This window comes from Streptomyces sp. NPDC001717 (assembly GCF_042892775.1).
Lineage (GTDB): Bacteria > Actinomycetota > Actinomycetes > Streptomycetales > Streptomycetaceae > Streptomyces.
Genome location: NZ_JBIAUK010000004.1, coordinates 329,996 through 351,430 on the forward strand (window position 1 = coordinate 329,996; position 21,435 = coordinate 351,430).

Here is a 21,435-nt window from a genome sequence, read left to right on the forward strand (position 1 = left end):
GTTCCGGGGCGGTGCCTACGGGTGCGGACGTACGGACTTACGGGCGTGCGGGGGGGGTGGGGGGGAGTGCCCGTCGGCGGCTCAGCGGGCGGTCGGCACGGGTTGCGGGACGTGCCGCGCGGCGGCGGAGGCGGAGGCGGCCCGTTCGTCCGCGGTCGGGGACAGGGCGACGAAGGCTGCGGTGATGAAGAGGTAGGAGCCGAGTCCGACGGCGAGGGGGAAGATGAACTGCATGGCCGTGGCGCCGGGCAGGGCCGCGTCCGAGGGGCTGACGGCGACGCGGACCGCCATCATCCCGGTGTAGTGCATGCTGCTCACGGCGGCGCCCATGACGAGCGAGGCACCCGCGACGGCGAGCGGCGACTTGATGTTGAGCGCGGCCCACAGGGCGGCGGTGGCCGCGATCACGGCGATGGCGACGGAGAGGCCGACGGTGAGCGGCTTGTACGAGACGTGTCCGTGCAGGCGCAGGGCCGCCATGCCCAGGTAGTGCATGCTGGCGACGCCGAGGCCGGTGGTGAGGCCGCCGAGGACGAGGGAGCGGCCGCGTTCCCTTCCGTAGCCGACGGCGAAGACCCCCGCGCCGACGACGAGCACGGCGACGACCAGGCTGAGGATGGTGAGCGGCACGTTGTAGTGGATCTCGGTGCCGGTGACGTCGAACCCGAGCATCGCGACGAAGTGCATCGTCCAGATGCCGGTGCCGATGGCGGAGGCCGCGGTGAGGAGCCAGTTGCGGCGGGAGGGTCCGGTCGCGGCGAGCGCGCGGACGGTGCAGCGCAGCCCGAGGGCGGCGCCGATCGAGGCCATCACGTATGACAGCACGGGTGTCAGCCAGCCATAGGCTGCGTGGTCCAGGTGTCCCATGGCCACCGGACGCTAGTCCGGGTGAGCCCACGAACAAGGTGCGCATTTCGAAAGCAGCTGGAACTGCTGGAATATGACAGAGATACGTTCGTCTGCGATCACGCCGCGTACCACCTTGCGCACGCACCGCACGGGTGCCCGGTGGGGGATCATGGGCCCATGAGCCAAGACCACACGCACGTCCGGGAATTCTTCGGGGCCCGCGCCGCCGACTGGGACGGCAAATTCCCCGAGGACGGGGCCGCGTTCCGGGCCGCCGTCGCCGATTTCGGGCTGCGGCCCGGGGACCGCGTGCTCGACGCGGGCTGCGGCACCGGCCGGGCCCTGAGCGCGCTACGGGCCGCCGTGGGACCCGCCGGGACGGTGCTGGGCGCGGACCTCACCCCGCAGATGCTGGCCGCCGCGCAGCGGGCGGGGCGGGCCGCCGAGGGCACCCTCCTGCTCGCCGACGTGGCCCGGCTGCCGCTGCGCGACGAGGTGCTCGACGCGGTGTTCGCCGCCGGGCTCATCGCCCACCTGCCCGAGCCGGCCGCCAACCTGCGGGAACTGGCCCGGGTGGTCCGACCCGGCGGCCGACTCGCGCTCTTCCATCCGATCGGGCGTGCGGCCCTCGCCGCGCGCCACGGCCGCGAACTGACCCCGGACGACCTGCGGGCCGAGCACAACCTGCGCCCGCTGCTGGCCGGTTCGGGTTGGGACGTGATCTCGTACGCCGACGAGGACGCCCGCTTCCTGGTGGTGGCCGTACGCCGTCACGAGGGCGGCTGAGCCTCCGCCCCCGCGGGCCGGCGGGGGTGCGGGACCGGGCAGCCGCTCGCGCCGGGCACCGGGAAGGTGCCGAGCTCGCCGACGTCGTAGCCGTGGGGGTAGCCCTTGATCTCCGGGTTCTGCCGGGCGTAGTGCGGGGCCTTGCGCGGCGGCAGCAGCCGGACGGCGCGGCCGCGCAGCTTCAGGGCTCCGCGGACCAGGCGCTTGACCCGCGGGCGGGGGCTCTCGTAGCGGAATGCGGCCAGCAGCGGCTCGTCGAGGAGCGAGAGGCTCAGTGCGCGGACGGCCGGGGCGAGTGGCGCCGGGTACCAGGAGGCCATCAGGCCGATGGTGGAGTCGGCGACCTTGCGGCCGCCCTCGTCCCAGCCGAAGTGGGCCTCCTCGTAGGAGTTCAGGGTCTCCTCGAACTCCTCGTAGGAGCCCGGAATATCCGTGATGCCCAGGTGTCGACCGAGTTCGGCGTAGTAGTTCGCACTGGCACGGCGCTCGTGGTGGGTCATCGGGCGCCATGCGTAGGCGTCCATCCAACGCACCGGAATCACCACGAAAGTGCACAGCACGTAGCGCATGTCGTCGTTGGTGATGTCGTAGGCGCGGTGCATCTGGTTGACGCGGCGGATCGCCGTACGCGCGGTCTCGCTCTGGAAACCGTGCTCGACGACGGCGTCGAGGAGCAGCGCGGTGTCGTCGTAGCGCTTTTGCGGGCGGTCGGTGAACTCGGCCGTCTCGGCCAGCAGTCGGCCGATGGCCGGGACCGCGTAGGTACGGAAGAGCGCGAGCTCCAGGGCACGGGTGAAGTCCCAGGGGAACTCGTAGGTGGCGGTGAGCCGGTAGATGGCGAGGAAGTCCTTGTCGGGATCGAGCCGGAGGATCTCCCTCAGCCGGTCGTAACGCTGCACCGGGTGTCCCTTTCTGTGGCGGGCTGCCAACTCTACGTGCAGGTGGCGGGCTTGGAAATCGTCACCCGCAGGCTCTCGACGGGTGGGTTACCGGCTGGTTAAGGTGCGGCCGACGAGAGAGCTCCGGGAGGCCAGGTGTCCGACGACGAAGGTGGCGGCTCGCTGTACGTGCTGACCGCCGTACTGCTGACTCCCGCGCAGTTCCCCACCATCCTGGGCGACGACTTCGCCGAGGCCTGCTCCCTGCTGGGCGTGCCCCCGGCCGGGGAGGGTTACGGGCTGGTCCTGGGCCAGGACGAGGAGGGGGCGCGCTGGACGGTCGTCGTGGACGACGTCTCGCTGGTGGCCGCGGCGATCGCCTCCTGGGACTGCGGCATGGAGTACGACCTGTCCCCCGACGAGCGGAGCATCGTCATCTCGCTGGCGGGCTGGCCGCTGGAGCTGTCGGTGGCGGCGACGGGGATACCGGAGCCGCACGATCCGGAGCAGGGCGCGGACGGCACGGGGCGGGTGCCGCTGGCGCCGCCGTCGGCCGAGGCGTGGGGGCCGGTGCAGCGGCGGATGGGCGCGGACCAGATCGCGCGGGAGTGGGCCGACTGGCGCGAGCGGGAGGCGACGGACGGCGGGGCGGCCGCTGCCGCGCACCCCGGGCTCGCACGGGCGCTGGAGGAGGCGCGGGCGTACACGCGGACCTCGCCGCCGCCCGGCCGGGTGCGGTCCTCCTTCGCCGGAGAGGGCGCACGGACGCTGCGGGTGGACGGGCCGGGCTGGTCGCTGGTGGCCCGTACCGGAGGCACCGACGGCCGGGACGCCGCCTTCGTCCTGTTGGACGAGGAGCCGAGCGGGGTCCTCACCGTCCCCCACGAGGGCGATCACGATCTTCCGCGACTGCTGGCGGCGCTGGACCGCGTCGCGGTGCGCCCCGCCTGAGTCCCGACCGGGGGGCGGGCACCGGGCGCGGGCACGAGCGGTGACACGAGAGGAGAGACGATGGTGGAGTCGGAGCCGGTGGGCGTGGTCGTGGGCGGCCGCGCGGAGGTGCTCGACGACGACTGGGGGCAGGAGACGGCGGTGATCCGCCTGGACTCCCTGCGGTTCGGCCCGGAGGCTCTGTACGGCCTGGAGGACTTCTCGCACGTCGAGGTGGTCTACCACTTCGACCGGGTGCCCGTGGAGAAGATCGAGACGGGTGCCCGCCACCCTCGCGGCAACACGGACTGGCCGCTGGTCGGCATCTTCGCCCAGCGCGGCAAGAACCGGCCGAACCGACTGGGCCTCTCGCGCTGCCGGCTGGTGAAGGTGGACGGCCTGGACGTGCACGTGGAGGGCCTCGACGCGGTGGACGGCACTCCCGTACTCGACCTCAAGCCGTACATGGCCGAGTTCGGGCCGCGCGGCGAGCTGCGCCAGCCGGAATGGGCGACGGCCCTGATGCGCGGCTACTACTAGGCCGTCTCATCCGGATCCGGCCCGACACCGGCAAGCCCGCTCGGCCCGGCCGGCGTCCGCGCGCGGGCGTCGCCCCGGCCCGGCCCGGTCCGTCTCCGGCGGCAGCGGTCAGCGGGGTGGCGGGGTCAGCGGCCTATCTGCTTCCGGGACACTCCCCGGAGGCGACGGCGCTGCGAAGGGTCCAGCAGGAGGTAGGCGGCGGTCGGCACACCGATCAGGACCAGCAGCCCCGCCCAGAATCCGACGCTCCAGAACAACACGATGGCTGCCACGACCCCGGCAACCGCGACCTTTCCGCGATTGGACATCTGCGGACACCTCCTCCTGTGGTCGACCACTACCCCCTCAACGACGGGCCCCGCCCGCGCGTTCCCGGACCTCCGGGAAGGGGCGGCGGCCGGTGGTGCCCGGCAGGCCCGTCGGCCCCGGATCCGGCTGCGGCGTGGGCCGCCCCGGACACCTGCTGAGCCCGTCGGCGCCCTCGGCGCCCGCTGTTTCGGCCCGGCCCCGCCGACGTACTGGCCGACGCACCGCTTGCCGGGTCCCGGCACCGGGACGACGATGGGGCGCTCCGGGTACCGCGGCACCACGGGAGGGTGACATGGACGATCCGTCGCCGGCGCTGCCGGGCGGGGCGGATCCCGCCGAGCGCACGCGCGAACTGCGCCGCGCCCATGCCGCGTTCACGCGGGACGGGCGGGTCGAGGCGCCGGTGCGGGCGGTCATCGCGAGGTCCTGGCGGCGGTGTGCGCGGGCCCGGGTCAGCCCGGAGTGCGCGCCCCGGATGGAGCTGGCGGAGCGGGAGCTGAGCTCCTACCGTGCGGAGCATCCGCTGGCCCGGGTGATGCCCCTGTTCCGGGAGCTCGTCGGGGAGGTCGCGGCGCACGGGGCGCATCTGCTCGCCGTGTGCGACGCGCGGGGCAGCCTGCTGTGGGTGGAGGGGGAGCCTGCCACGCTGCGGCGTGCCGAGCGGCTCGGCTTCGTCCCGGGCGCGCGCTGGGCGGAGACGGCGATGGGGACCAACGCTCCCGGGACGGCGGTGGCGCTCGGCGAGCCCGTACAGGTCTTCGGGGCCGAGCACTTCAGCAGGCGGGTGCACCCGTGGACCTGTGCGGCGGCCCCGGTGCGGGACCCGCGAACGGGCGGGCTGCTGGGTGCGGTGGACATCACCGGCGGCGACGGGCTGGCCCATCCCCATTCGCTGGCCTTCGTACGGGCGGTGGCGCGGGCGGCGGAGGCCCATCTGACGCTGCTCGAACCGGGCCCGCCGGCCGCCGCGGACACCCTGACCGCCCTCGGTCTGGACGAGGCGCTGCTGGTCACGGGCGGGCGCCGGGTGCGGCTCGGCCGGCGGCACAGCGAGATCATGACCCTGCTGGCGCACCATCCGGGGGGACTGTCGGGCGAGGAGCTGGCGATCGCCCTGTACGAGGACGAGTCGGTGTCCCCCGTCACCCTGCGCGCCGAGATGTCCCGGCTGCGCGCCCTGCTGGGGCCCGCGGCCCCGCTCTCCCGTCCGTACCGTACGTCCGTCCCGCTCGCCGCCGACTTCACCGCGCTGACCCGGCGGTTGGCGGCGGGCGCGGTCTCCGCCGCGCTCCACCACTACCCCGGGCCGCTGCTGCCCGCCTCCACTGCGCCCGGCATCGTCCGGCTGCGCCGCAGGATCGAGGAGCAGGCGCGGGCGGCCGTGATCGCCCGGGCCGACGCGGGGCTGCTGACCGACTGGGTGTGCAGTGCGTGGGGCGCGGACGACCGGGAGGCGTGGCGGGCCCTCGCCTCGGCGCTGCCGCCGGAGGGCCGGTCGGCCGCGCTGGCCCGCGTACGCACCCTGGACCGTGAACTGGGCGCGCGCGTGGACGCCGTACCCGCGCACCGGCACCCGCCGCGGCGTGCAACGTATCCGCAACCTGTCCGCTCCTAGCCTCCCCGGAGCGCTGTCCGACGGCGGCCGGCGCCCGGCAAGGGGAGGACACATGGCCCGTTACGCTGCGCCCGGTACCGAGGGGGCGCTCATGTCGTACGCGTCCCGCTACGACCACTTCATCGACGGCGAGTACGTCGAGCCCGCCGGCGGCCGGTACTTCGACAACCCCTCCCCCGTGACCGGGCAGCCCTTCACGGAGGTCGCCCGCGGCAGCGCCGAGGACGTGGAGCGGGCCCTGGACGCGGCGCACGCGGCCGCGCCCGCCTGGGGGCGCACCTCGGTCGCCGAACGCTCGACCGGCCTGCTGCGCATCGCGGACCGCATGGAGCAGAACCTGGAGGCCCTCGCCGTCGCGGAGACCTGGGAGAACGGCAAGCCGGTCCGCGAGACCCTGGCGGCCGATCTCCCCCTGGCCATCGACCAGTTCCGCTACTTCGCCGGAGCGTTGCGCGCGCAGGAGGGGACGCTCAGCCAGCTCGACGACGACACGGTGGCCTACCACTTCCACGAGCCCCTCGGCGTGGTCGGGCAGATCATCCCGTGGAACTTCCCGATCCTGATGGCGGTCTGGAAGCTGGCCCCGGCGCTGGCGGCGGGGAACACCGTCGTCCTCAAGCCGGCCGAGCAGACCCCGGCTTCCGTCCACTACTGGCTGAGCCTGGTGGCGGACCTGCTGCCGCCGGGCGTGGTGAACATCGTGAACGGCTTCGGGGAGGAGGCGGGCAAGCCGCTGGCGTCCAGCCCGCGCGTCGCGAAGATCGCCTTCACCGGGGAGACGTCGACGGGCCGCCTGATCATGCAGTACGCGGCGGAGCACCTGAAGCCGGTCACCCTCGAACTCGGCGGCAAGAGCCCCAACCTCTTCTTCGACGACATCTGGACGACGGACGACGATCTGCGGGACAAGGCCCTGGAGGGCTTCACGATGTTCGCCCTCAACCAGGGCGAGGTGTGCACGAGCCCCTCGCGCGCCCTCATCGAGCGGGGGCGGTACGGGGACTTCCTCGACGCGGCCGTCGCCCGCACCGAACTGATCGTGCCGGGGCATCCGTTGGACACGGACACGATGATCGGTGCGCAGGCCTCGGAGGAGCAGCTGAAGAAGATCCTCTCGTACGTGGAGATCGGCCGTCAGGGGGGCGCGAAGATCCTGACCGGCGGCGCCCGGATCGACCACGGCGGGGACCTGGCCGGCGGCTTCTACGTCGAGCCGACGGTCTTCGAGGGCGACAACCGCATGCGGATCTTCCAGGAGGAGATCTTCGGCCCGGTGGTGTCCGTGACCTCCTTCCAGGACTTCGACGACGCCGTGCGGATCGCGAACGACACGTCGTACGGCCTGGGCGCGGGGGTCTGGACCCGTGACATCAACACGGCGTACCGGGCCGGCCGCGCGATCCAGGCGGGCCGCGTCTGGACCAACTGCTACCACGCGTACCCGGCGCATGCCGCCTTCGGGGGCTACAAGCAGTCGGGCATCGGCCGTGAGACCCACAAGATGATGCTGGAGCACTACCAGCAGACCAAGAACGTTTTGGTCAGCTATTCCCCCAAGAAGCTGGGCCTCTTCTAGCGCAGGAAGTCGGTTGCCTGGAGGGGGTGTTGCCACCCTCCAGGCAACACTCATTCCATCACCCGTGAAGTCGCGGACCGAGGGCCGGCCCTCTCCCGCTGCGGCTGATCAGCGGCGGCAGTCCGTAAGGCGTCGTGATTCCCGCACCCAACCGTGGTGGAGGGTGTCCATGTCCGGCAGGGCGGGATCGGTGACGAACAGGGGCGAGGTTGCCTGCCGATTGTCGTCGTCGATCTCCGCTAGCCGCCGACGGTACATCTGCTTGGCGCGGGCGTCCAGGAGGGGACCGGCGTCGCCGGCGAGGGCGCGCCTGGCTGCGGTGTCAGGGTCGGCGGTGTCGGCGGCGGCGAGGTCGAGGACGTGGAACTCCCGGCCCGGCCCGGAGCGGCGAGCAGGCGGGCGAGGTGGTGCATGCCCTTGCTGTCGCGTGCGGTCACGCTCCGGCCGTTCGAAGACGACCCTCCAGTAGTCGCCCTCCCGGACGAAGGAGTCCTGCTCGGCCGTGTCCGTCCGCGGCTCCTCGGTCGTGGGAGCTCGGGTGATCCGGTCGAGCTCGGTGCGCGCCGCCTCCCGCTCCAAGATCCCGGCCCGGAGGTTGCCCAGGGCCGCTGGGCGTCCGCGAGCCGGAGCCGGCACTCGGCCGTCTCGTAGAGGGCGCCGACCTCGTTCCAGGCCCGGACGGCATCGGTGAAGGACGCGGACGCGCCGGACGCATCGCCCTCGGCGAGCAGGACTTCCCCCCGGGCTCGCAGTACCGATGCGGCGAGCGCGTTGCTCTCGAAGGCGACGGCCGGTCACCTCCGCATGTTCCACGGCAGCGGGATCATCCGTGCTCCGACGACGGGGTGCCGACGGGGCGTCGCGGGGGTTCCGCCATCGGTCTCCCGGGCACCCTCGCCCCTTCGCGCGTTTCGGATGCGGAGGCCGTTCGCGGCTTCGTCGGTCATCAGGGTGCCGACGGCCCGGACGTTGCCGGGGAGGGCGGCGGCGGTCATGAGCCGGTCTGCTGCGGTCGGCTCGGCCTCGGGCGGGATCACCAGCAGGTCGCAGCGACCGACGGCGCTGGAGAGCAGGATCATCTTGTCGGAATCCTGTTCCGTGAACCAGCCCACGTGCACGATGTGTCCTGCGACGACGACCTTGTGCGGGAAGACGGCCCAGCAGGTGGGATTCACCGCGACGCGCGTAATGCGTCCGAAGCGCCCCTCCAGCGCCTCGACCAGCGACGGAAGCTCAGCCGCGAGATCGCGGGACCTGGGCCACCACGCGCCGTCCAACAGGCCTGCGAGGGCGGTCTTCGGTGTCAGGGTCAAACGTGCAGAGAACAGGGAAGCGGCGGTGGTCATGATCGCAGACTCGTTCCCGAACCGCCCTGCCGGGCGGCGCTTTGTCTTGATCGCCGGAAACGACGTCCGCGTGGGCGCGGGTGCACGAGTTACTCCCGGTGATCCCAGCTTACTCCGCGGCGGGGTCGGACGAGAGGCTTCGAAAGTCGGCCTGGGCGGCGACGCCTGGGGACGAGGTGCCCACGCGCTCCGTCATCCGCGCCACTCGACCAGGACGAGGGTGGCGTCGTCCGAGGTGACTTCGCCGCGTGCCCGCTTGAGGGTGTGAGACAGGTCCCGGGCCACCGTCCGGATCCCGTGGTCGGCCTGCTCCAGTTGGTTCACCCAGTCGATCAGCTGCTTCTCGCCGAACTGCTCCTGTCCGCTTTCATGTTCCTCGATCAGCCCGTCGGTGAAGCAGAGGACGCGGTCGCCGGGCTCCAACGCCACCGCGCTGACCTGTGGCTGAGCCCCTCCGAAGCCGACGGGGAGGGTCGTGGGGCTGTCCAGACGGCGTACGACGCGGTGCGCGCGGATCAGCATGGGGGCGGGATGCCCCGCGTTGACCCACTGGAGGCGCCCCGTGTCCGTGTCCAGCCGCATCATCTGGGCGGTCACGAAGTGGTCCGGGTCGAACTGCTCCGCGACCGCCCGGTCCATGAAGAGGTAGATCTCCGACAGTTCGATGCTGATCCGGCGGGCGTGACGGTACGCGCCGATGGCCACCGTGGCCATCGTGGCCGCGTCCAGGCCGTGCCCCATGGCGTCGACCATGGCGAGATGGAGGACGTCGCCGTTCAGGGCGTAGTCGAAGCTGTCTCCCGCCACGGCGTAGGCGGGCTCCAGGACTCCGGCGACCGCGACGTGCGGCATCACCATCGACAGCGGGGGCAGCAGGGACCACTGGATCTCCGCGGCCACGGTCATCGGTTCTCTGCGGCGGGTCCGGAAGAAGAGGTCCGTGTAGCCGTTCTTGGTCTGCAGCAGGTCGGCAACCAGGCCCGCGATCCTGCGCAGGAGGCGGCGGGTGTCGTCGTCGACCACGTCCAGGGTGGCCGCGAGGACCCCCACTTGGTCTCCGCCGTCCAGTAGGGGCAGGTGGACCCGTATGCCGTCGGGCGTCAGGACTTCGACGGGGCGTGACTCCAGGAAGCACCGGCCGGCTTCGGACCGGTCGATGGGCTGCGGGTCACCGGCGGCCATGCCGCCGGCGGGCAGGGGGACCAGCTGTTGCTGTCCGTAGTCCTGGAGCAGGATCTGCGTTCCGCGGCCCCCCATCCGGGCCACCGTCTTGGCGACGAGCGGGCCGACCAGATGGGGCGGCAGCTCGTGCGCCCCGTCCAGGAGCAGCCCGAGCAGTTCCTCCCCGAAGCTCTCCGAGCGATCCGGGTCCGCGCGGCCTCCGACGGTCATCCTGTTGCCTCCAACCGGGCGGCGGGCCGGCGTCCGGGCTGCACGGGCGGCGTGGCTTCCAGGATCCTCCCCGGCGACCGGGCACGCCACACGGCTTCCGTGCCCGGCGGCCTTCACGGCCCGGATTCCCCGGCGGGCCGGTTCACGCAGGGCTTGCACGGCCGGGTTTCGTCGCGCGTCGGGGCAGCCTGACCGATTGCAACCAGGCGTTTCCGGCCCGCGGTGGTGCGAAGGGAGCCGCCTGGCGACAAACCACCCCGTCGCTGACCTGGGGCTTCCTCACGGAGCGGAGGACGGCAGCCGCGGCGGGGCTCTGCCCCCGTAAGGTGCCGCTGTGCCGTCCGGTGCCGCCGGCCTGAAGGCCGACGGGCGCGTCCCGCGCACATCGGCTGATGATGGGAGTACGGCCGAACACGCGGAGCTGATCATGACGGGTTGGCGTGTCAGGGACTACGCCCAGGACGATCTCGAATCGGTACTCCGAGTCGACGCCGAGAGCGGCACGGCCGAAGGGCCACCGCTCTTTCCGCTCTCGGACGCCGTGGCGGCCCTCCAGGCCCTCCACCCGGCAGTGGTGGCCACCGCGGACGACGTGGTGGTCGGCGCCGTGGTGAGCAGGGTGGACGGTGAACGGGCGTGGATCCTGCGCATCAGCATGGCGCCCGCCTGGCGGCACCAGGGACTGGGCAGCGACCTGATCACGGCCCTGGAGCACCGGCTGTTCGCCGGTGGCGTCCGAACCGTGCACGCCGTCCTGCCCGACGGCGAGACCGGCGCCACCGCCTTGCACAACTGCGGCTTCGAGGCCCGTCCGGGCCTGGTCTTCTTCGAGAAGCGTGGGCGAGTGACCCCTCAGGCGGTCAGCATGCTCGCGTCGCTGGGAGCGGAGCTGCCGCCCGGGAATCTGTGGCAGAAGGTCGCCGGCATGCAGAAGGAGAAGGAGCTCATCGAGCGGCGCCTGGTCCTGCCACTGGCCCATCCCGAAATGGCCGCCCAGCACGGCGTGGAGCTGCCACGGGCGGTGATGCTGTTCGGACCGCCCGGGACGGGGAAGAGCACGTTCGCGCACGCCATCGCCAGCCGCCTGCAATGGCCGTTCCTCGAACTGTTCCCCGCCCGGCTGGCCGCCGAGTACGGGCTGGCGAGCGGGCTGTACCGGCGCTTCGACGAGATCGCCGGGCTCGACCACGTCCTGGTCTTCATCGACGAGGTCGAGGAGATCGCCGGAACCCGGAGCGGTGCGGACGCGACCGCGGTCGGCGTCGTCAACGAACTGCTCAAGGCGATCGTCCGGTTCCGGGGCCAGGACGGGAGGCTTCTCGTCTGCGCCACGAACGACGTGACCACCCTCGACCCCGCGTTCCTACGGCACGGCCGTTTCGACTACGTCCTGCCGATCGGCCCCCCGGACCAGCGCGCGAGGACTGCGCTGTGGGAGAGCTACCTGACCCGGGCGGGCGCGGAGGCCGACAGCGCGGCGCTGGCGGACGCCAGCGAGGGGTTCACCCCCGCCGACATCGCCCATGTGGCGCGCACCGTCTCACAGGTCCAGTTCGAGCACACCTTCGACACCGGGACCCGGGCCCGCCCCACCACGGAGGACTACCTGCGCACGATCGGCGAAACCAGGCCCACGGTCAGCGTGGCCATGGCCCAGGAGTTCGCCCAGCAGACCGAGAAGTTCGCCCGTATATAGGACCTGTGTTGGGGCCTGTCCCTCGGATCAGGCCGAGCCCGCCGTCCCTTCCTCCTCGGCCTCCATGTGCCGGATTCCCTCGTGGGTGAGGGTGACCATCGCCGGGGTGTTGCCGGGTTCCCAGTCGACGGTGATCAGTCCTTCGCCCGCCAGGTAGGTGCAGGCGGCGGCCAGGTCCGGTTCCGGTACGTGGAGGTCGCGCCGCAGCTGTGCTCCGGTGGTGCCGAGGAGGCGGTTGCCCTCGACGGCTTCGTACAGGACCCGGAGCACCTGGTCGCGGTAGGTCTTGCGTTCGTGCAGTGTGGCCATGACCGCGTCCTTTGTGTGTGGGGTGGAGTGGGCTCCGGTGCCGGTCGGGGCTTCTCAGATCTCGTCGGAGTGTGCGCCGGTGCCGGCGGAGGGCCTGATGGCGGCAGGCCGGGAGCGGTCGAGGCCCGCGGGTGTCGCCGTGTCCACGGTGAGGTGGAGGCGGGTGTTGCCGTCAAGGGCGGGGTAGCTGCGCTGTTCCGCGCCTGCGAAACAGCGGCGGAGGGCCTCCGCGACCGCTCGGGCGGCTTCCGGAGTGTGCGCGATGATCCGGACCTCGGCGTGCCCGAGCGAGGGCAGTGTCTGGGTCTCGATGAACTTCACGTAGGCGTGTTCCCCTTCTGAGTGGGTGAGGAGGCCGGCGGAGGCGGGGCGCCGGGGCGTCCCGCCCGCTGCCCCCGGTCGGAGGAAGGTCCGTTCCTCACCGGTCGGCACCCGTGTGGTGGGCTCGACGACCGGTGTCGTCCGGCAGGCCGGGAGGCCTCGGCAGGGGGTCACTGAAGCGGTAGGCCTCGATCCGCGCATCGTGCCGGGCGTTCAGCAGGTGGATCCAGCGCATCCCGATGCCGATCACGAGGATGATCACCGCGATGAGGACGACGGTCTCCACGGAGCTCACCTCCACCCGTTTCCGGACAGCGGCAGGGCGGTTCGGCCCATCGGCGCCCCTAAGGGGGACATGCAGGCCCCGCCTTCGCCCTCCCAGGTGGCTTCCCGGCGGCGGGCGTCGCGGATGCCGCGCCCGATGACGGTCTCGTTGGCCATCAGGACGTCTGCGGCCAGGACGCTGCCCGGGATCGCGGCGGCGGCCATCAGCCGGGCCGCGGCCGCGGGCTCCGTCTCCGGCGGGATCACCAGGAGGTCCCAGCGGCCGACGGTGTAGGAGAGCAGGATCAGCTTGTCGGGGTCCTGTTCGGTGAACCAGCCCACGTGCAACAGGTGCCCGGCCACGGCAACCGTGCGCGGGACGACCGGCCAGCGGCTCGGGTTCACGCTGACGCGCGTGATGCGCCCCCAAGCCTCGTCCAGAGCGGCGGCGAGAGCGGGGAGCTCGGCTTCGAGGTCACGCGAGTACGGCCACCAGGCACCGTCGAGCTGACCTGCGAGGGTGGTCTTCGGCGTAAGGGACAGGCGGGCCGGGCGCAGGACAACAGCAGGCTGCGCAGCGCGGTCGAGGGTCGTGGTCATGTCGCGGACCCGTCCCCGGACCGTTCGCGAACGGCCCGGTGCAGTGATCGCCGGAAACGACGTCCGCATGGGAGCGGGTGTGCGAAATACTCCCGGTCTCTCCACCGTACTCCGGTTCGCGATCCAGAAAGCCGCTTCTGACCAGGAATTTTCCGGCGAAGACGGCGGCGCAGTCGGTTGCCCTCACCGCACCGCGAGGGTGGCCGGAGTACCGTGAAACGACGGAGACGTTCCCCAGGCAACAGCCTTTTCGACGCCACTGCGGCCGTCGAACGGGGTGCCGTCGCACCGTGAGACAGGCGGAATCACCATGGCCGAATCCGACAAGCCCGCCCCTGTGAAGCTCCTCCCGGACGCGATCCACCAAGCGGTCAAGCCGGGCGCCGCCCTACTGCGGCTGGAGACCACACAGTCCCGCCAAGGGCTCTTGGACGGCGCCTGGTGGCCGCGCTCCAGGGACGTCACGATCGAGCTGCCCGCACTGATCACGGCACTGACCGCGCACCTCGGGCCCATCACGCGGGTCGGCCTGGACACCTCCGCCTGGCGGGACATCCCGACCCGTCTGGTCATCGACGGCCAGGTCGTGCACCTCGACGCCGACCCCGTCGGCGACGACACCGTCCTCGTCACTCGCGGCCACAACGACCACTTCGCCCTGCTGGTGGTCCCCCCGGACACCACCGCCGACGCCGCCCGCGAAGCGATGGCCCGCGCCGTCCGCGCCGACAACATCACGCAGGCCACTCAGATCCTCATCGCCACCACACTCGACCCTGAGGACGGCCCCGCCGACGCGGCGGGCTGACCCCGAATCCTCAGTGGCTGAGTGGTGCGCCGATCAGAGCCCCTCGTCGTGCAGGTCCTCCTCGCGCAGAAGGTCGTCCTCGCGGCGGCGCGAGGCCTCCTTCTGACCGGGCTTGTGTCCCTTCTCGCCCTTCTCTCGGGACGACCGGCCGGGCTGGGGCTGCGCGGGATCCCCGGGGCGACGGTGTTCCTGCGGCTCGCTCCCCTTGCCCGGCTCCTGACGCTTGTCCTGCCTACCGGCCATGACGGCGACTCCTCTCTATGCGCGGGGTACGGATTGCTCTCCGATCACGCTGACACGCACCGCGACGGCCTGCATCATGTCGACCGCGCAGCGACGCACACGGATGACACCCCAGCCCGGCCGCCGGCCCCACCACGAAGGGCGACTGATGGCAGCCACAGCAGCTGCGCCTGCTGCGCGGGGTCGACCTCGGCCGCGTCCCCGCACACGGACAGCCGACGGCCGTACACGCCGCGGGCTGCCCCAGCGCCACCGACCGCGCGCATCCGCTGGGCACCATGCAGGCACTCGGCGTGCTCGCGCGGCCCGGCACGACGGCCACGGCCTGCACCGTGTACGACGCCGCCGAGGCGCAGATGCCGGTCCCTCTGCGCGCGAAGCCTGCCCTCCTGAGCTCCACGCGCGCCGAGATCCGGACCATTTCCGGACCAGCGCCCTCCAAAGAGCCGTCCGTACCATCGTCTTCACTGGTCAGCATGGGTGCAACTGGCGTACCGCCAGCAGACCAAGAACATCCTGACCAGCTACTCCCCCAAGAAGCTCGGCTACTTCTAGGGCGTCGCGGAGCGCCGGGGCGGTGTCGGTGGGCTGAAGTATTCTTCCGGCCACCGCACACCGACTCGGAGGGTCAAGAGAATTGTCCGGCATGTCTCCCTTCCCGCTGCCCTTTCATTCGTCCCGTTCCATACCGTTCGCGACACCCCGAACGCTGCGGGAAGTCCAGATGATGGAGTGCAGCTCGCACATCCGGGCGAAGTCGGGGTGGTTCGACAAGATCAACGACGCCGACATCGTCGCGAAGTGGACGCGGGAGGCGCTCGCCCAGGGCCTCACCGAGGCGCAGGTCCGTTACGTGCTGGCCGAACTCGTCCACTACGCGGCGTTGCGGGACGCGCGGACCGGAGTCGAGGTGTCCGCCGTCGACGGGGTGTGGCAGTCGGACGCACTGGTCGACGACGAGCTCCGATCCCGCCTGCGGGAGGCGGTTCGGGTTCTGGAAGAGGTCCCGGAAGCGGAACGGGACTGGCATCCCGGATCCGACGGCCAGGTGTTGGACCTGGTTCACCCCTCGCTGTTCTGCCTGGTCAGGGAGGCGAGCGGCGCGCCCGAGCGGGCCTGGCGCAATCCGACGAACCACTATTCGAAGTACGAGTTCTCCGAGAAGTTCCAGTGGCTGCCCACGGACGTCGACGTGAGCGAGGACGGCGAGGTGGCGTTCCGTTCGTACGTCAACAACGTCCACCCCGAGGACCACCGCGAACTGGCCGCCGTCCTGCCGGACTTGTTCGGACGCATGCTTCCGCTGCTGGAGAAAGTGCTCACCGACCTGCGCCATCCGCGGCCCCCGAGGATCGACGTCGATCCCTACGGGTGGTACGACTCGGAGCCCGAGCACCCGGACAGGAACTCCTACGCCGATGCCGAGGAGTACACGGCAGCGGTCCGTGCGTACGAGACGGCCCAGGACGACTGGTGGGAGAACCGCCGCCCGGTCATCCCGGACGCCCCGGCCTTCACCCCGCCGGCGTCGCCGGACGCGTCCGCCCGGGTCGACCTGCGCGGCCGCGGTCTCCAGGTCATCGTGAAGCTCGCCACGATCCACCTCACCCCGGAGAAGCCCGAGTACGCCGGCGGTTCCTGGCACGTCGAGGGCATGTTGAACGAGCGCATCGTCTCGACCGGCCTCTACTACTGGGACAGCGAGAACATCACCGAGAGCCGGCTGGGCTTCCGGGCGGCACTCGACGACCCGGACTACGAACAGAGCGACGACAACGGTGTGCGAGAGGTCTACGGCCTGGAGGACGAAGACGCGCTGAACCAGGTGCTGGGATCGGCAGCGACCCCGGCGGGCCGCTGCCTGGCGTTCCCGAACGTCCTGCAGCACCGCGTCGGCTCGTTCCGCCTCGCGGACGCCACCCGCCCGGGGCATCGCAAGATCCTCGCGTTCTTCCTGGTCGACCCGGACCAGAGGATCGTATCGACGTCCGACGTGCCCCCGCAGCAGCCGTGGTCCGACACCTCGACCATGACGCTCGAACAGGCCAAGGACTACCGCGAACAGCTGATGCAGGAACGCAAGTTCTTCGTCGACGAGCACAACGAGCAGCTCTACGAACGCGAATTCTCCCTCTGCGAGCACTGAACCCCGTACGCACGCGACGACGGTCGCACCCCGGTGAGCGGCTCGGGCCGCTCACCGGTGCCCGCGAGCCCGGCGCACCACCACCGCTCGACCGCCGACGACGAGACTGGCCTCCCACCACCACCCGGCGAGGAGATCCCGTGCTCGAAGGCTTCGGCGAGGCGCTCGCGGACCGGGAGTACTACCTGCCGCTGACCGCGGTGGCCGACCCCGGGCCGCTCTTCGCTCCCTGCGAGGTGCCACCGGGAGTGCGCGGGGTCCCCCAGGGCATCTGGACCGTGTGGGGAGGTCCGCGGACCGGGCTCGCCGAGCAGGGCTGGAAGATCCACGTGTCGGCGCGGCTGGACCGGGCGCAGCACGTGCTCGACACGGTCGCCGGGATCTGCTTCTCCGAAGGCGTGCCGTTCAAGCACCTGAGCGCCCGGCTCTTCTTCCTGTTCCTCCATCACAAACACGCCGCACGGGCCCAGTCGGGCAAGTTCTGCGCCGTCTACCCGCCGGACACGGATTCCGCCCGCCGGCTGCTGGAACGCCTGCGCGACGCGCTCGACGGGGAGGAGGGTCCGTACGTCCTCACCGACCGGCGCTTCCGCGACTCGCGGACGGTCCACTACCGGTACGGCTCCTTCGGTGACCGCAGCCGGCTGCGCGCCGACGGCACCCGGGAGGGGCTGGTCCGCGACGGCTCCGGTCGCGAGGTCGTGGACCCGCGGCTGCCCGCCTTCCGGTTGCCCGCGGGGATCACGGACCCCTTCGTCGAGCAGGAGGAACCGTCGCACGCGGGCCCGATCCTGATCCGCGACTACGAGGTGACCCGCGCGGTGCGCCTGAGCAACGCCGGCGGCGCCTACCGGGCCCGGGACCGGCGGACCGGCCGTACCGTCTTCGTCAAGGAGGCCCGCGCCCACAACGGCCTCGTCTTCGACGGGACCGACGCGCAGCAGCGGCTGCGGCACGAGTACGACGTGCTGTGCGAGCTGCACGCGGCCGCCCCCGGGGTGGGCCCGGAGCCGCTGGACCACTTCACGGAGTGGGAGCACGACTTCCTCGTCACCGAGTACGTCGAGGGGCAGCCGCTGGTGGGCTGGCTGAGCCGGTCCTCCCCACTGGCCCGCGCCGACCGCACGGCCGAGTCCGTCGCCGCTTACCACCAGGCGTGCCGGCGCCTGCTGGCCGCGCTCGACGCCTCGCTGGAGCGGCTGCACGCCGCCGGCTACCGGTTCGGTGACCTCAGCCTGGGCAATGTCCTGGTCACCCCGTCGGGCGGGGTGCGGCTGGTGGACTTCGAGGCGGCCTCGACGCTCTCCTCGGCGCCCTCCGGGATGGGTACCCCGGGGTTCACCCCGCCGCCCGGCCTGCTCCGGGCGGACCGCGATCCGCTGCTCTCGGACCGGTACGGCACGTCGGCGGTCGCGTTCGCCTTCCTGGCGCCGTTCCACGAGACCGCCGAACACGCGCCCGGCAACCTCGAACTGCTGCGCCGCGACCTGGCGGACGTGGCCCCGCCACCGGACCTGTGGCAGCGGGCCACCGCCTTCCACCCGGCGGGGAACCAGGCGCCGGTGCGGAGGCAGGACGGTGCCGGTCGGCTGCCGTCCCCCGCCGAGCTGGACGCCGATCCGCGCGGCTGTCTCGCCCGGCTGGCCGGGGAGGTGGCCGCGGGGCTGCTGGAGACGGCCGACGCCGACCGCCCGGAGTGGGCCTTCCCGCCCTCGCCCGAGGCGTTCCGGACCAACAACGTGTGCCTGGCCTACGGCACGGCCGGGGTGGTGCACGCCCTGCGCCGCGCCGGGACGGAGGTGCCCGAGGAGATCCGCAAGCGGCTGCGCCGCGACGCGCTGGCGCAGCGCGACGCGCTGCCCCCCGGACTGCTCGTGGGCTCGGCCGGCGTCGCCCGGGTCCTGGCCGACCTCGGCCTGCCGGACGAGGCCGTCGACCTGCTCCGGGACGCCGACGAGCACCCGCTGACCGCCTCCTGCGCCACCCTGGCCGGCGGGCGGGCCGGGGTCGGCCTGGGCTGGCTCGCCCTCCACCGGCTGACCGGGGAGAGCAGCCACCTGGAGCGGGCCGCCGCTGCGGGGGAGGCCCTGCTGCGCACCCCCGACCTGCGGGCGGGCCTCGGCGAACACGACGCGCGCGGCCTGCTGCACGGCCGCTCGGGGCTCGCCCTCTTCCTCCACCGCCTGGCCCGCGACACCGGCGAGAACCGCTGGCTGGAGGCCGGCCGCCTGCTGCTCCACCAGGAACTGGACCGGACCTTCCGCCTGGACGACGGTGCCCTGTCGATCTCCGACGATGCGCGGCTCACCCGTGCCATGCCGTACCTGGCCACGGGCGCGGCCGGGGTGGCGGCCGTACTCAGCCGCTACGTGGCCACCGCGCCGGACGAACGCTGCGCCGAGGCGCTGCCGGGGCTGGTCGCCGGCATCCGGGTCTCCCGCACCACGAAGGAGGCGGGACTGTACCGGGGGTTGGCCGGACTCACCTGGTTCCTGACCGGGCACGCCGAGCTGACCGGCACGGACGCCGCCCGTCGGGACGCCGTGCGCGCCGCAACCGGCTTGGCGAAGTACGCGGTCCCGTACCGGCGCGGTGTCCGCTTCCTCGGCGCGGGTTCGCAGCGGTTCACCGCCGACCTGTCCAGTGGCGGGGCCGGTGTCCTGCTGGCCCTGCACCGCCTGTTGGCCGGGCCGCTCCTGACGCAGCCGCCCCATCACGCGGCGGGCGCCCCGCGAACACCTGGGCACGGTGGCGAGCGACTCCGTGCCGAGGTATGCATGACCGACCGACACGACCCCGAGAAGACAGAGGAGGAACATCCATGAGCCAGATCCTCGCGCTGCAGGCACTGGAGACCGAGCCGGAGACCGACTTCTTCCCGCCCTGCTTCAGTGTCGCCTGGAGCATCAGCGACATCTTCCCCGAGCCGATGTAACGAACCGGCACCCGAGGAGGGCCGGGGCCGGTGGCGCCGCCACCGGCCCCGGCCGCGCAACCGAACCGCCACTGACGCAGGAGCCGTTCGCCGCCGGCAACGCCCTGACCCGGTATCGGCTCCAGGCACCACGGCCGGGCCCCCTCCGCCCGAAAAGGCAGGCGTCCACCTCGCGGCCGGCCCTCGTCCCCGTTCCACCGGCCGTGCACCCGCCGGGTGTTGCCCGCATGCTGCGGCAACGTGAACTGCGTGAACAAGCTGTGGCCGGCGGTCGCGGAGAGATCCGGATCGCACGGGCAGCGGATAGCGTCGAGCATCAGAGCCGTTCCGGGGAGCAACCGCCGCACGGAATCAAGGGCCGGGCCGCACCATCGGCAGCCGCCCCGTCGGCCCCCGGCTCCGCCGCCGCTGCCTTTTCCGTCCAGTCACGAGGACCCCCTGATGTCGTTCTCCCTGCCCGCGGGCGGGCGCCTCGCCGTGCTCGCCCTCTCCCTCGCCGTGGCCCTCGGTGGAGCCCCGGCCGCCGCCGACCCGGCTTCCCCGTACGGTCCGCAGCCGCCGCAGAACCCGGCCACCGCGGCCAACGGCGCCGCGACCATGCACGGCGACAGTGCCTCCAGCGGCACCACCCGTCACCCGGGGCCCGGGACGGCCGCCGTCGACTACTCCCGTACGGCGCTGGCTTCGGCCTGCCCCACCGTGGTCGTGGGCGGTGACGGGTACGTGGTCACCCTCTGCACGACCATCTTCGGCCGGACGCCGACCGTGCATCTGCTCGACCCCGCCACCGGAGCCGACCTCGCCTCCCTGGCCCTGCCCAAGGGCAGTCTCTTCGGCGGCGTCTACGCCTACCTCGACAACGCCGACCGCCTGGTCGTCGTCGACGGGAACAACAACCTCCTGCGTGTCGGGCACCACCGCGCCGGGTCCGGATGGACGCTCCGGATCGAGGAGTCCACTCCGCTCGGCAACGCCGTCCCCGCCGGGGACAACATCGTCGGCCTGACCCCCGACTGGGACGGCAGGGTCTGGTTCGCCACCAGCGGCGGTGTGATCGGGACCGTCGACACCGGCACCGGGGCGGTGCGCGCCATCAGCACCGGCGAAGGCGTCCAGAACAGCATCTCCACCGTCCCCGGCCGCACCGCCGTGGCCACCGACCACGCCCTCTACCTCCTGTCGTCCGGCCCCGACGGCACCCCCGTCGTGGACTGGCGGGCGCCCTACGACCGGGGTCCGGCCCGCAAGCCCGGTCAGCTCAGCTGGGGAACGGGCACCACCCCGAGCTTCTTCGGGCCGGGCGACGGCACCGAGTACGTCACCATCGTCGACAACGCCGCCCCGCACGGGAACCTGCTCGTCTACCGGGCGGCCGGCGGGCCGGACCCGATCTGCCGGATCCCCGTGCTCACCCAGTACGCCCGGAGCGGCACCGAGGACGCCGTCATCGCCTCGGGCCGCAGCGTCTTCGTCACCAACACCTACGGCTACCCCTACCCGGCCCTGCCCGAGGGCGCTCCGGCGAGCCAACCCTCCTCCGCGAACTTCGACGGCGGTCTGAGCCGGATCGACGTCAACGCCGAGGGGACGGGCTGCTCGGTGGTGTGGAACAGCCCGGTGAAGTCCGCCGCGCTGCCCCGGCTCTCGTTGGCCGACGGGAAGATCTACACGGTCTCGGTGACCGGGCCGACCGGCAGCGCGGGCCTGAACACCTTCGCCCAGTACCACCACGCCGTCGTCGACCCGGCCACGGGCGCCCAGCTCGCCGCCTCCTACCTGGGCATCGGACTGGTCTACAACCCGCTCCAGATGCGGGGCACGGCCGGGCCTGACGGCACCCTCTACCAAGGCACCGAGACGGGAGTGGTCCGCATCTCCAAGCGCTGACCGGG

The 21,435-nt window shown here is 72.3% G+C and carries 22 protein-coding genes; 11 read left to right on the forward strand and 11 right to left on the reverse strand.

The window, feature by feature from the left end; translation table 11 throughout:
• Positions 1-81: 81 nt before the first annotated feature.
• Complete coding sequence (locus ACFYZL_RS11085; protein WP_384744847.1) at positions 82-867, reverse strand: MHYT domain-containing protein; 786 nt, start codon at positions 865-867, stop codon at positions 82-84.
• Between the two features lie 159 nt (positions 868-1,026).
• On the opposite strand from ACFYZL_RS11085, the gene ACFYZL_RS11090 reads away from it, so the two are divergent.
• Positions 1,027-1,635 (forward strand): class I SAM-dependent methyltransferase, encoded by a 609-nt coding sequence (locus tag ACFYZL_RS11090; protein WP_388678097.1) that lies wholly within the window; start codon positions 1,027-1,029, stop codon positions 1,633-1,635.
• Here ACFYZL_RS11090 and ACFYZL_RS11095 read toward each other — a convergent pair.
• The gene (locus ACFYZL_RS11095; RefSeq protein WP_384744844.1) at positions 1,620-2,534 is read right to left on the reverse strand and encodes an oxygenase MpaB family protein; all 915 of its coding nucleotides are present in this window, start codon (positions 2,532-2,534) and stop codon (positions 1,620-1,622) included. The genes ACFYZL_RS11090 and ACFYZL_RS11095 overlap by 16 nt on opposite strands.
• A 135-nt stretch (positions 2,535-2,669) precedes the next feature.
• Between ACFYZL_RS11095 and ACFYZL_RS11100 the strand changes: the two genes are divergently transcribed.
• On the forward strand, positions 2,670-3,464 hold the full coding sequence (locus ACFYZL_RS11100; RefSeq protein ID WP_388678100.1) for a hypothetical protein: 795 nt from the start codon (positions 2,670-2,672) through the stop codon (positions 3,462-3,464).
• A gap of 60 nt (positions 3,465-3,524) precedes the next feature.
• Positions 3,525-3,983 carry an SAM-dependent methyltransferase gene (locus tag ACFYZL_RS11105; protein ID WP_384744841.1) on the forward strand — a complete coding sequence of 153 codons (459 nt, stop codon included), beginning with the start codon at positions 3,525-3,527 and terminating at the stop codon, positions 3,981-3,983.
• 125 nt (positions 3,984-4,108) lie between these two features.
• Here the strand turns inward: ACFYZL_RS11105 and ACFYZL_RS11110 are convergent, their stop codons facing one another.
• Positions 4,109-4,291, reverse strand: coding sequence for a hypothetical protein (locus ACFYZL_RS11110; RefSeq protein ID WP_384583151.1), 183 nt, complete (start codon positions 4,289-4,291; stop codon positions 4,109-4,111).
• A 293-nt stretch (positions 4,292-4,584) separates the two neighbouring features.
• Between ACFYZL_RS11110 and ACFYZL_RS11115 the strand changes: the two genes are divergently transcribed.
• Both ACFYZL_RS11115 and ACFYZL_RS11120 read left to right on the forward strand, forming a co-directional pair.
• The gene (locus tag ACFYZL_RS11115; RefSeq protein WP_388678105.1) at positions 4,585-5,907 is read left to right on the forward strand and encodes a GAF domain-containing protein; all 1,323 of its coding nucleotides are present in this window, start codon (positions 4,585-4,587) and stop codon (positions 5,905-5,907) included.
• Between the two features lie 52 nt (positions 5,908-5,959).
• Positions 5,960-7,483: an aldehyde dehydrogenase family protein gene (locus ACFYZL_RS11120; protein WP_388678108.1), complete on the forward strand. Its 1,524-nt coding sequence runs from the start codon at positions 5,960-5,962 to the stop codon at positions 7,481-7,483.
• A gap of 108 nt (positions 7,484-7,591) precedes the next feature.
• Here ACFYZL_RS11120 and ACFYZL_RS11125 read toward each other — a convergent pair whose 3' ends face one another.
• The 3 genes from ACFYZL_RS11125 to ACFYZL_RS11135 all read right to left on the reverse strand — a co-directional run bounded on the left by ACFYZL_RS11125 (position 7,592) and on the right by ACFYZL_RS11135 (position 10,221).
• On the reverse strand, positions 7,592-8,062 hold the full coding sequence (locus tag ACFYZL_RS11125) for a hypothetical protein (protein WP_384744836.1): 471 nt from the start codon (positions 8,060-8,062) through the stop codon (positions 7,592-7,594).
• Between the two features lie 215 nt (positions 8,063-8,277).
• Positions 8,278-8,829, reverse strand: coding sequence for a DUF5994 family protein (locus ACFYZL_RS11130; RefSeq protein ID WP_388678111.1), 552 nt, complete (start codon positions 8,827-8,829; stop codon positions 8,278-8,280).
• Between the two features lie 192 nt (positions 8,830-9,021).
• Positions 9,022-10,221 carry a PP2C family protein-serine/threonine phosphatase gene (locus ACFYZL_RS11135; RefSeq protein ID WP_388678114.1) on the reverse strand — a complete coding sequence of 400 codons (1,200 nt, stop codon included), beginning with the start codon at positions 10,219-10,221 and terminating at the stop codon, positions 9,022-9,024.
• 427 nt (positions 10,222-10,648) lie between these two features.
• Here ACFYZL_RS11135 and ACFYZL_RS11140 point away from each other — a divergent pair, with 427 nt between their 5' ends.
• On the forward strand, positions 10,649-11,917 hold the full coding sequence (locus ACFYZL_RS11140) for an ATP-binding protein (protein WP_388678117.1): 1,269 nt from the start codon (positions 10,649-10,651) through the stop codon (positions 11,915-11,917).
• A gap of 27 nt (positions 11,918-11,944) precedes the next feature.
• On the opposite strand, the gene ACFYZL_RS11145 is transcribed toward ACFYZL_RS11140, so the two are convergent.
• From ACFYZL_RS11145 to ACFYZL_RS11160, 4 genes are all read right to left on the reverse strand, one after another.
• The gene (locus ACFYZL_RS11145) at positions 11,945-12,226 is read right to left on the reverse strand and encodes a hypothetical protein (protein ID WP_384744829.1); all 282 of its coding nucleotides are present in this window, start codon (positions 12,224-12,226) and stop codon (positions 11,945-11,947) included.
• 54 nt (positions 12,227-12,280) lie between these two features.
• Entirely contained in the window at positions 12,281-12,547 is a 267-nt protein-coding gene (locus ACFYZL_RS11150) for a hypothetical protein (protein ID WP_384744828.1), read from the reverse strand.
• Positions 12,548-12,644: 97 nt separating this feature from the next.
• On the reverse strand, positions 12,645-12,833 hold the full coding sequence (locus ACFYZL_RS11155; protein ID WP_388678119.1) for a hypothetical protein: 189 nt from the start codon (positions 12,831-12,833) through the stop codon (positions 12,645-12,647).
• 5 nt (positions 12,834-12,838) lie between these two features.
• Entirely contained in the window at positions 12,839-13,411 is a 573-nt protein-coding gene (locus ACFYZL_RS11160; protein WP_388678122.1) for a DUF5994 family protein, read from the reverse strand.
• Between the two features lie 310 nt (positions 13,412-13,721).
• Between ACFYZL_RS11160 and ACFYZL_RS11165 the strand changes: the two genes are divergently transcribed.
• A complete protein-coding gene (locus ACFYZL_RS11165) occupies positions 13,722-14,219 on the forward strand; it encodes a DUF5994 family protein (RefSeq protein WP_388678124.1) in 498 nt (165 codons plus the stop codon).
• Positions 14,220-14,252: 33 nt separating this feature from the next.
• Here the strand turns inward: ACFYZL_RS11165 and ACFYZL_RS11170 are convergent, their stop codons facing one another.
• Positions 14,253-14,462, reverse strand: a complete 210-nt coding sequence (locus tag ACFYZL_RS11170; protein ID WP_183068082.1) for a hypothetical protein — start codon at positions 14,460-14,462, stop codon at positions 14,253-14,255.
• Between the two features lie 173 nt (positions 14,463-14,635).
• On the opposite strand from ACFYZL_RS11170, the gene ACFYZL_RS11175 reads away from it, so the two are divergent.
• The 4 genes from ACFYZL_RS11175 (at position 14,636) to ACFYZL_RS11190 (ending at position 21,430) form a co-directional block, all read left to right on the forward strand.
• Positions 14,636-15,190 carry a DUF6233 domain-containing protein gene (locus ACFYZL_RS11175; RefSeq protein ID WP_388678169.1) on the forward strand — a complete coding sequence of 185 codons (555 nt, stop codon included), beginning with the start codon at positions 14,636-14,638 and terminating at the stop codon, positions 15,188-15,190.
• A complete protein-coding gene (locus ACFYZL_RS11180; RefSeq protein WP_388678126.1) occupies positions 15,109-16,608 on the forward strand; it encodes a DUF4246 domain-containing protein in 1,500 nt (499 codons plus the stop codon). The genes ACFYZL_RS11175 and ACFYZL_RS11180 overlap by 82 nt, the downstream gene beginning before the upstream one ends.
• A gap of 140 nt (positions 16,609-16,748) precedes the next feature.
• Positions 16,749-19,433, forward strand: a complete 2,685-nt coding sequence (gene lanKC, locus ACFYZL_RS11185) for a class III lanthionine synthetase LanKC (RefSeq protein WP_388678129.1) — start codon at positions 16,749-16,751, stop codon at positions 19,431-19,433.
• Positions 19,434-19,984: 551 nt separating this feature from the next.
• Complete coding sequence (locus tag ACFYZL_RS11190) at positions 19,985-21,430, forward strand: hypothetical protein (protein ID WP_384752886.1); 1,446 nt, start codon at positions 19,985-19,987, stop codon at positions 21,428-21,430.
• Positions 21,431-21,435: the final 5 nt, after the last annotated feature.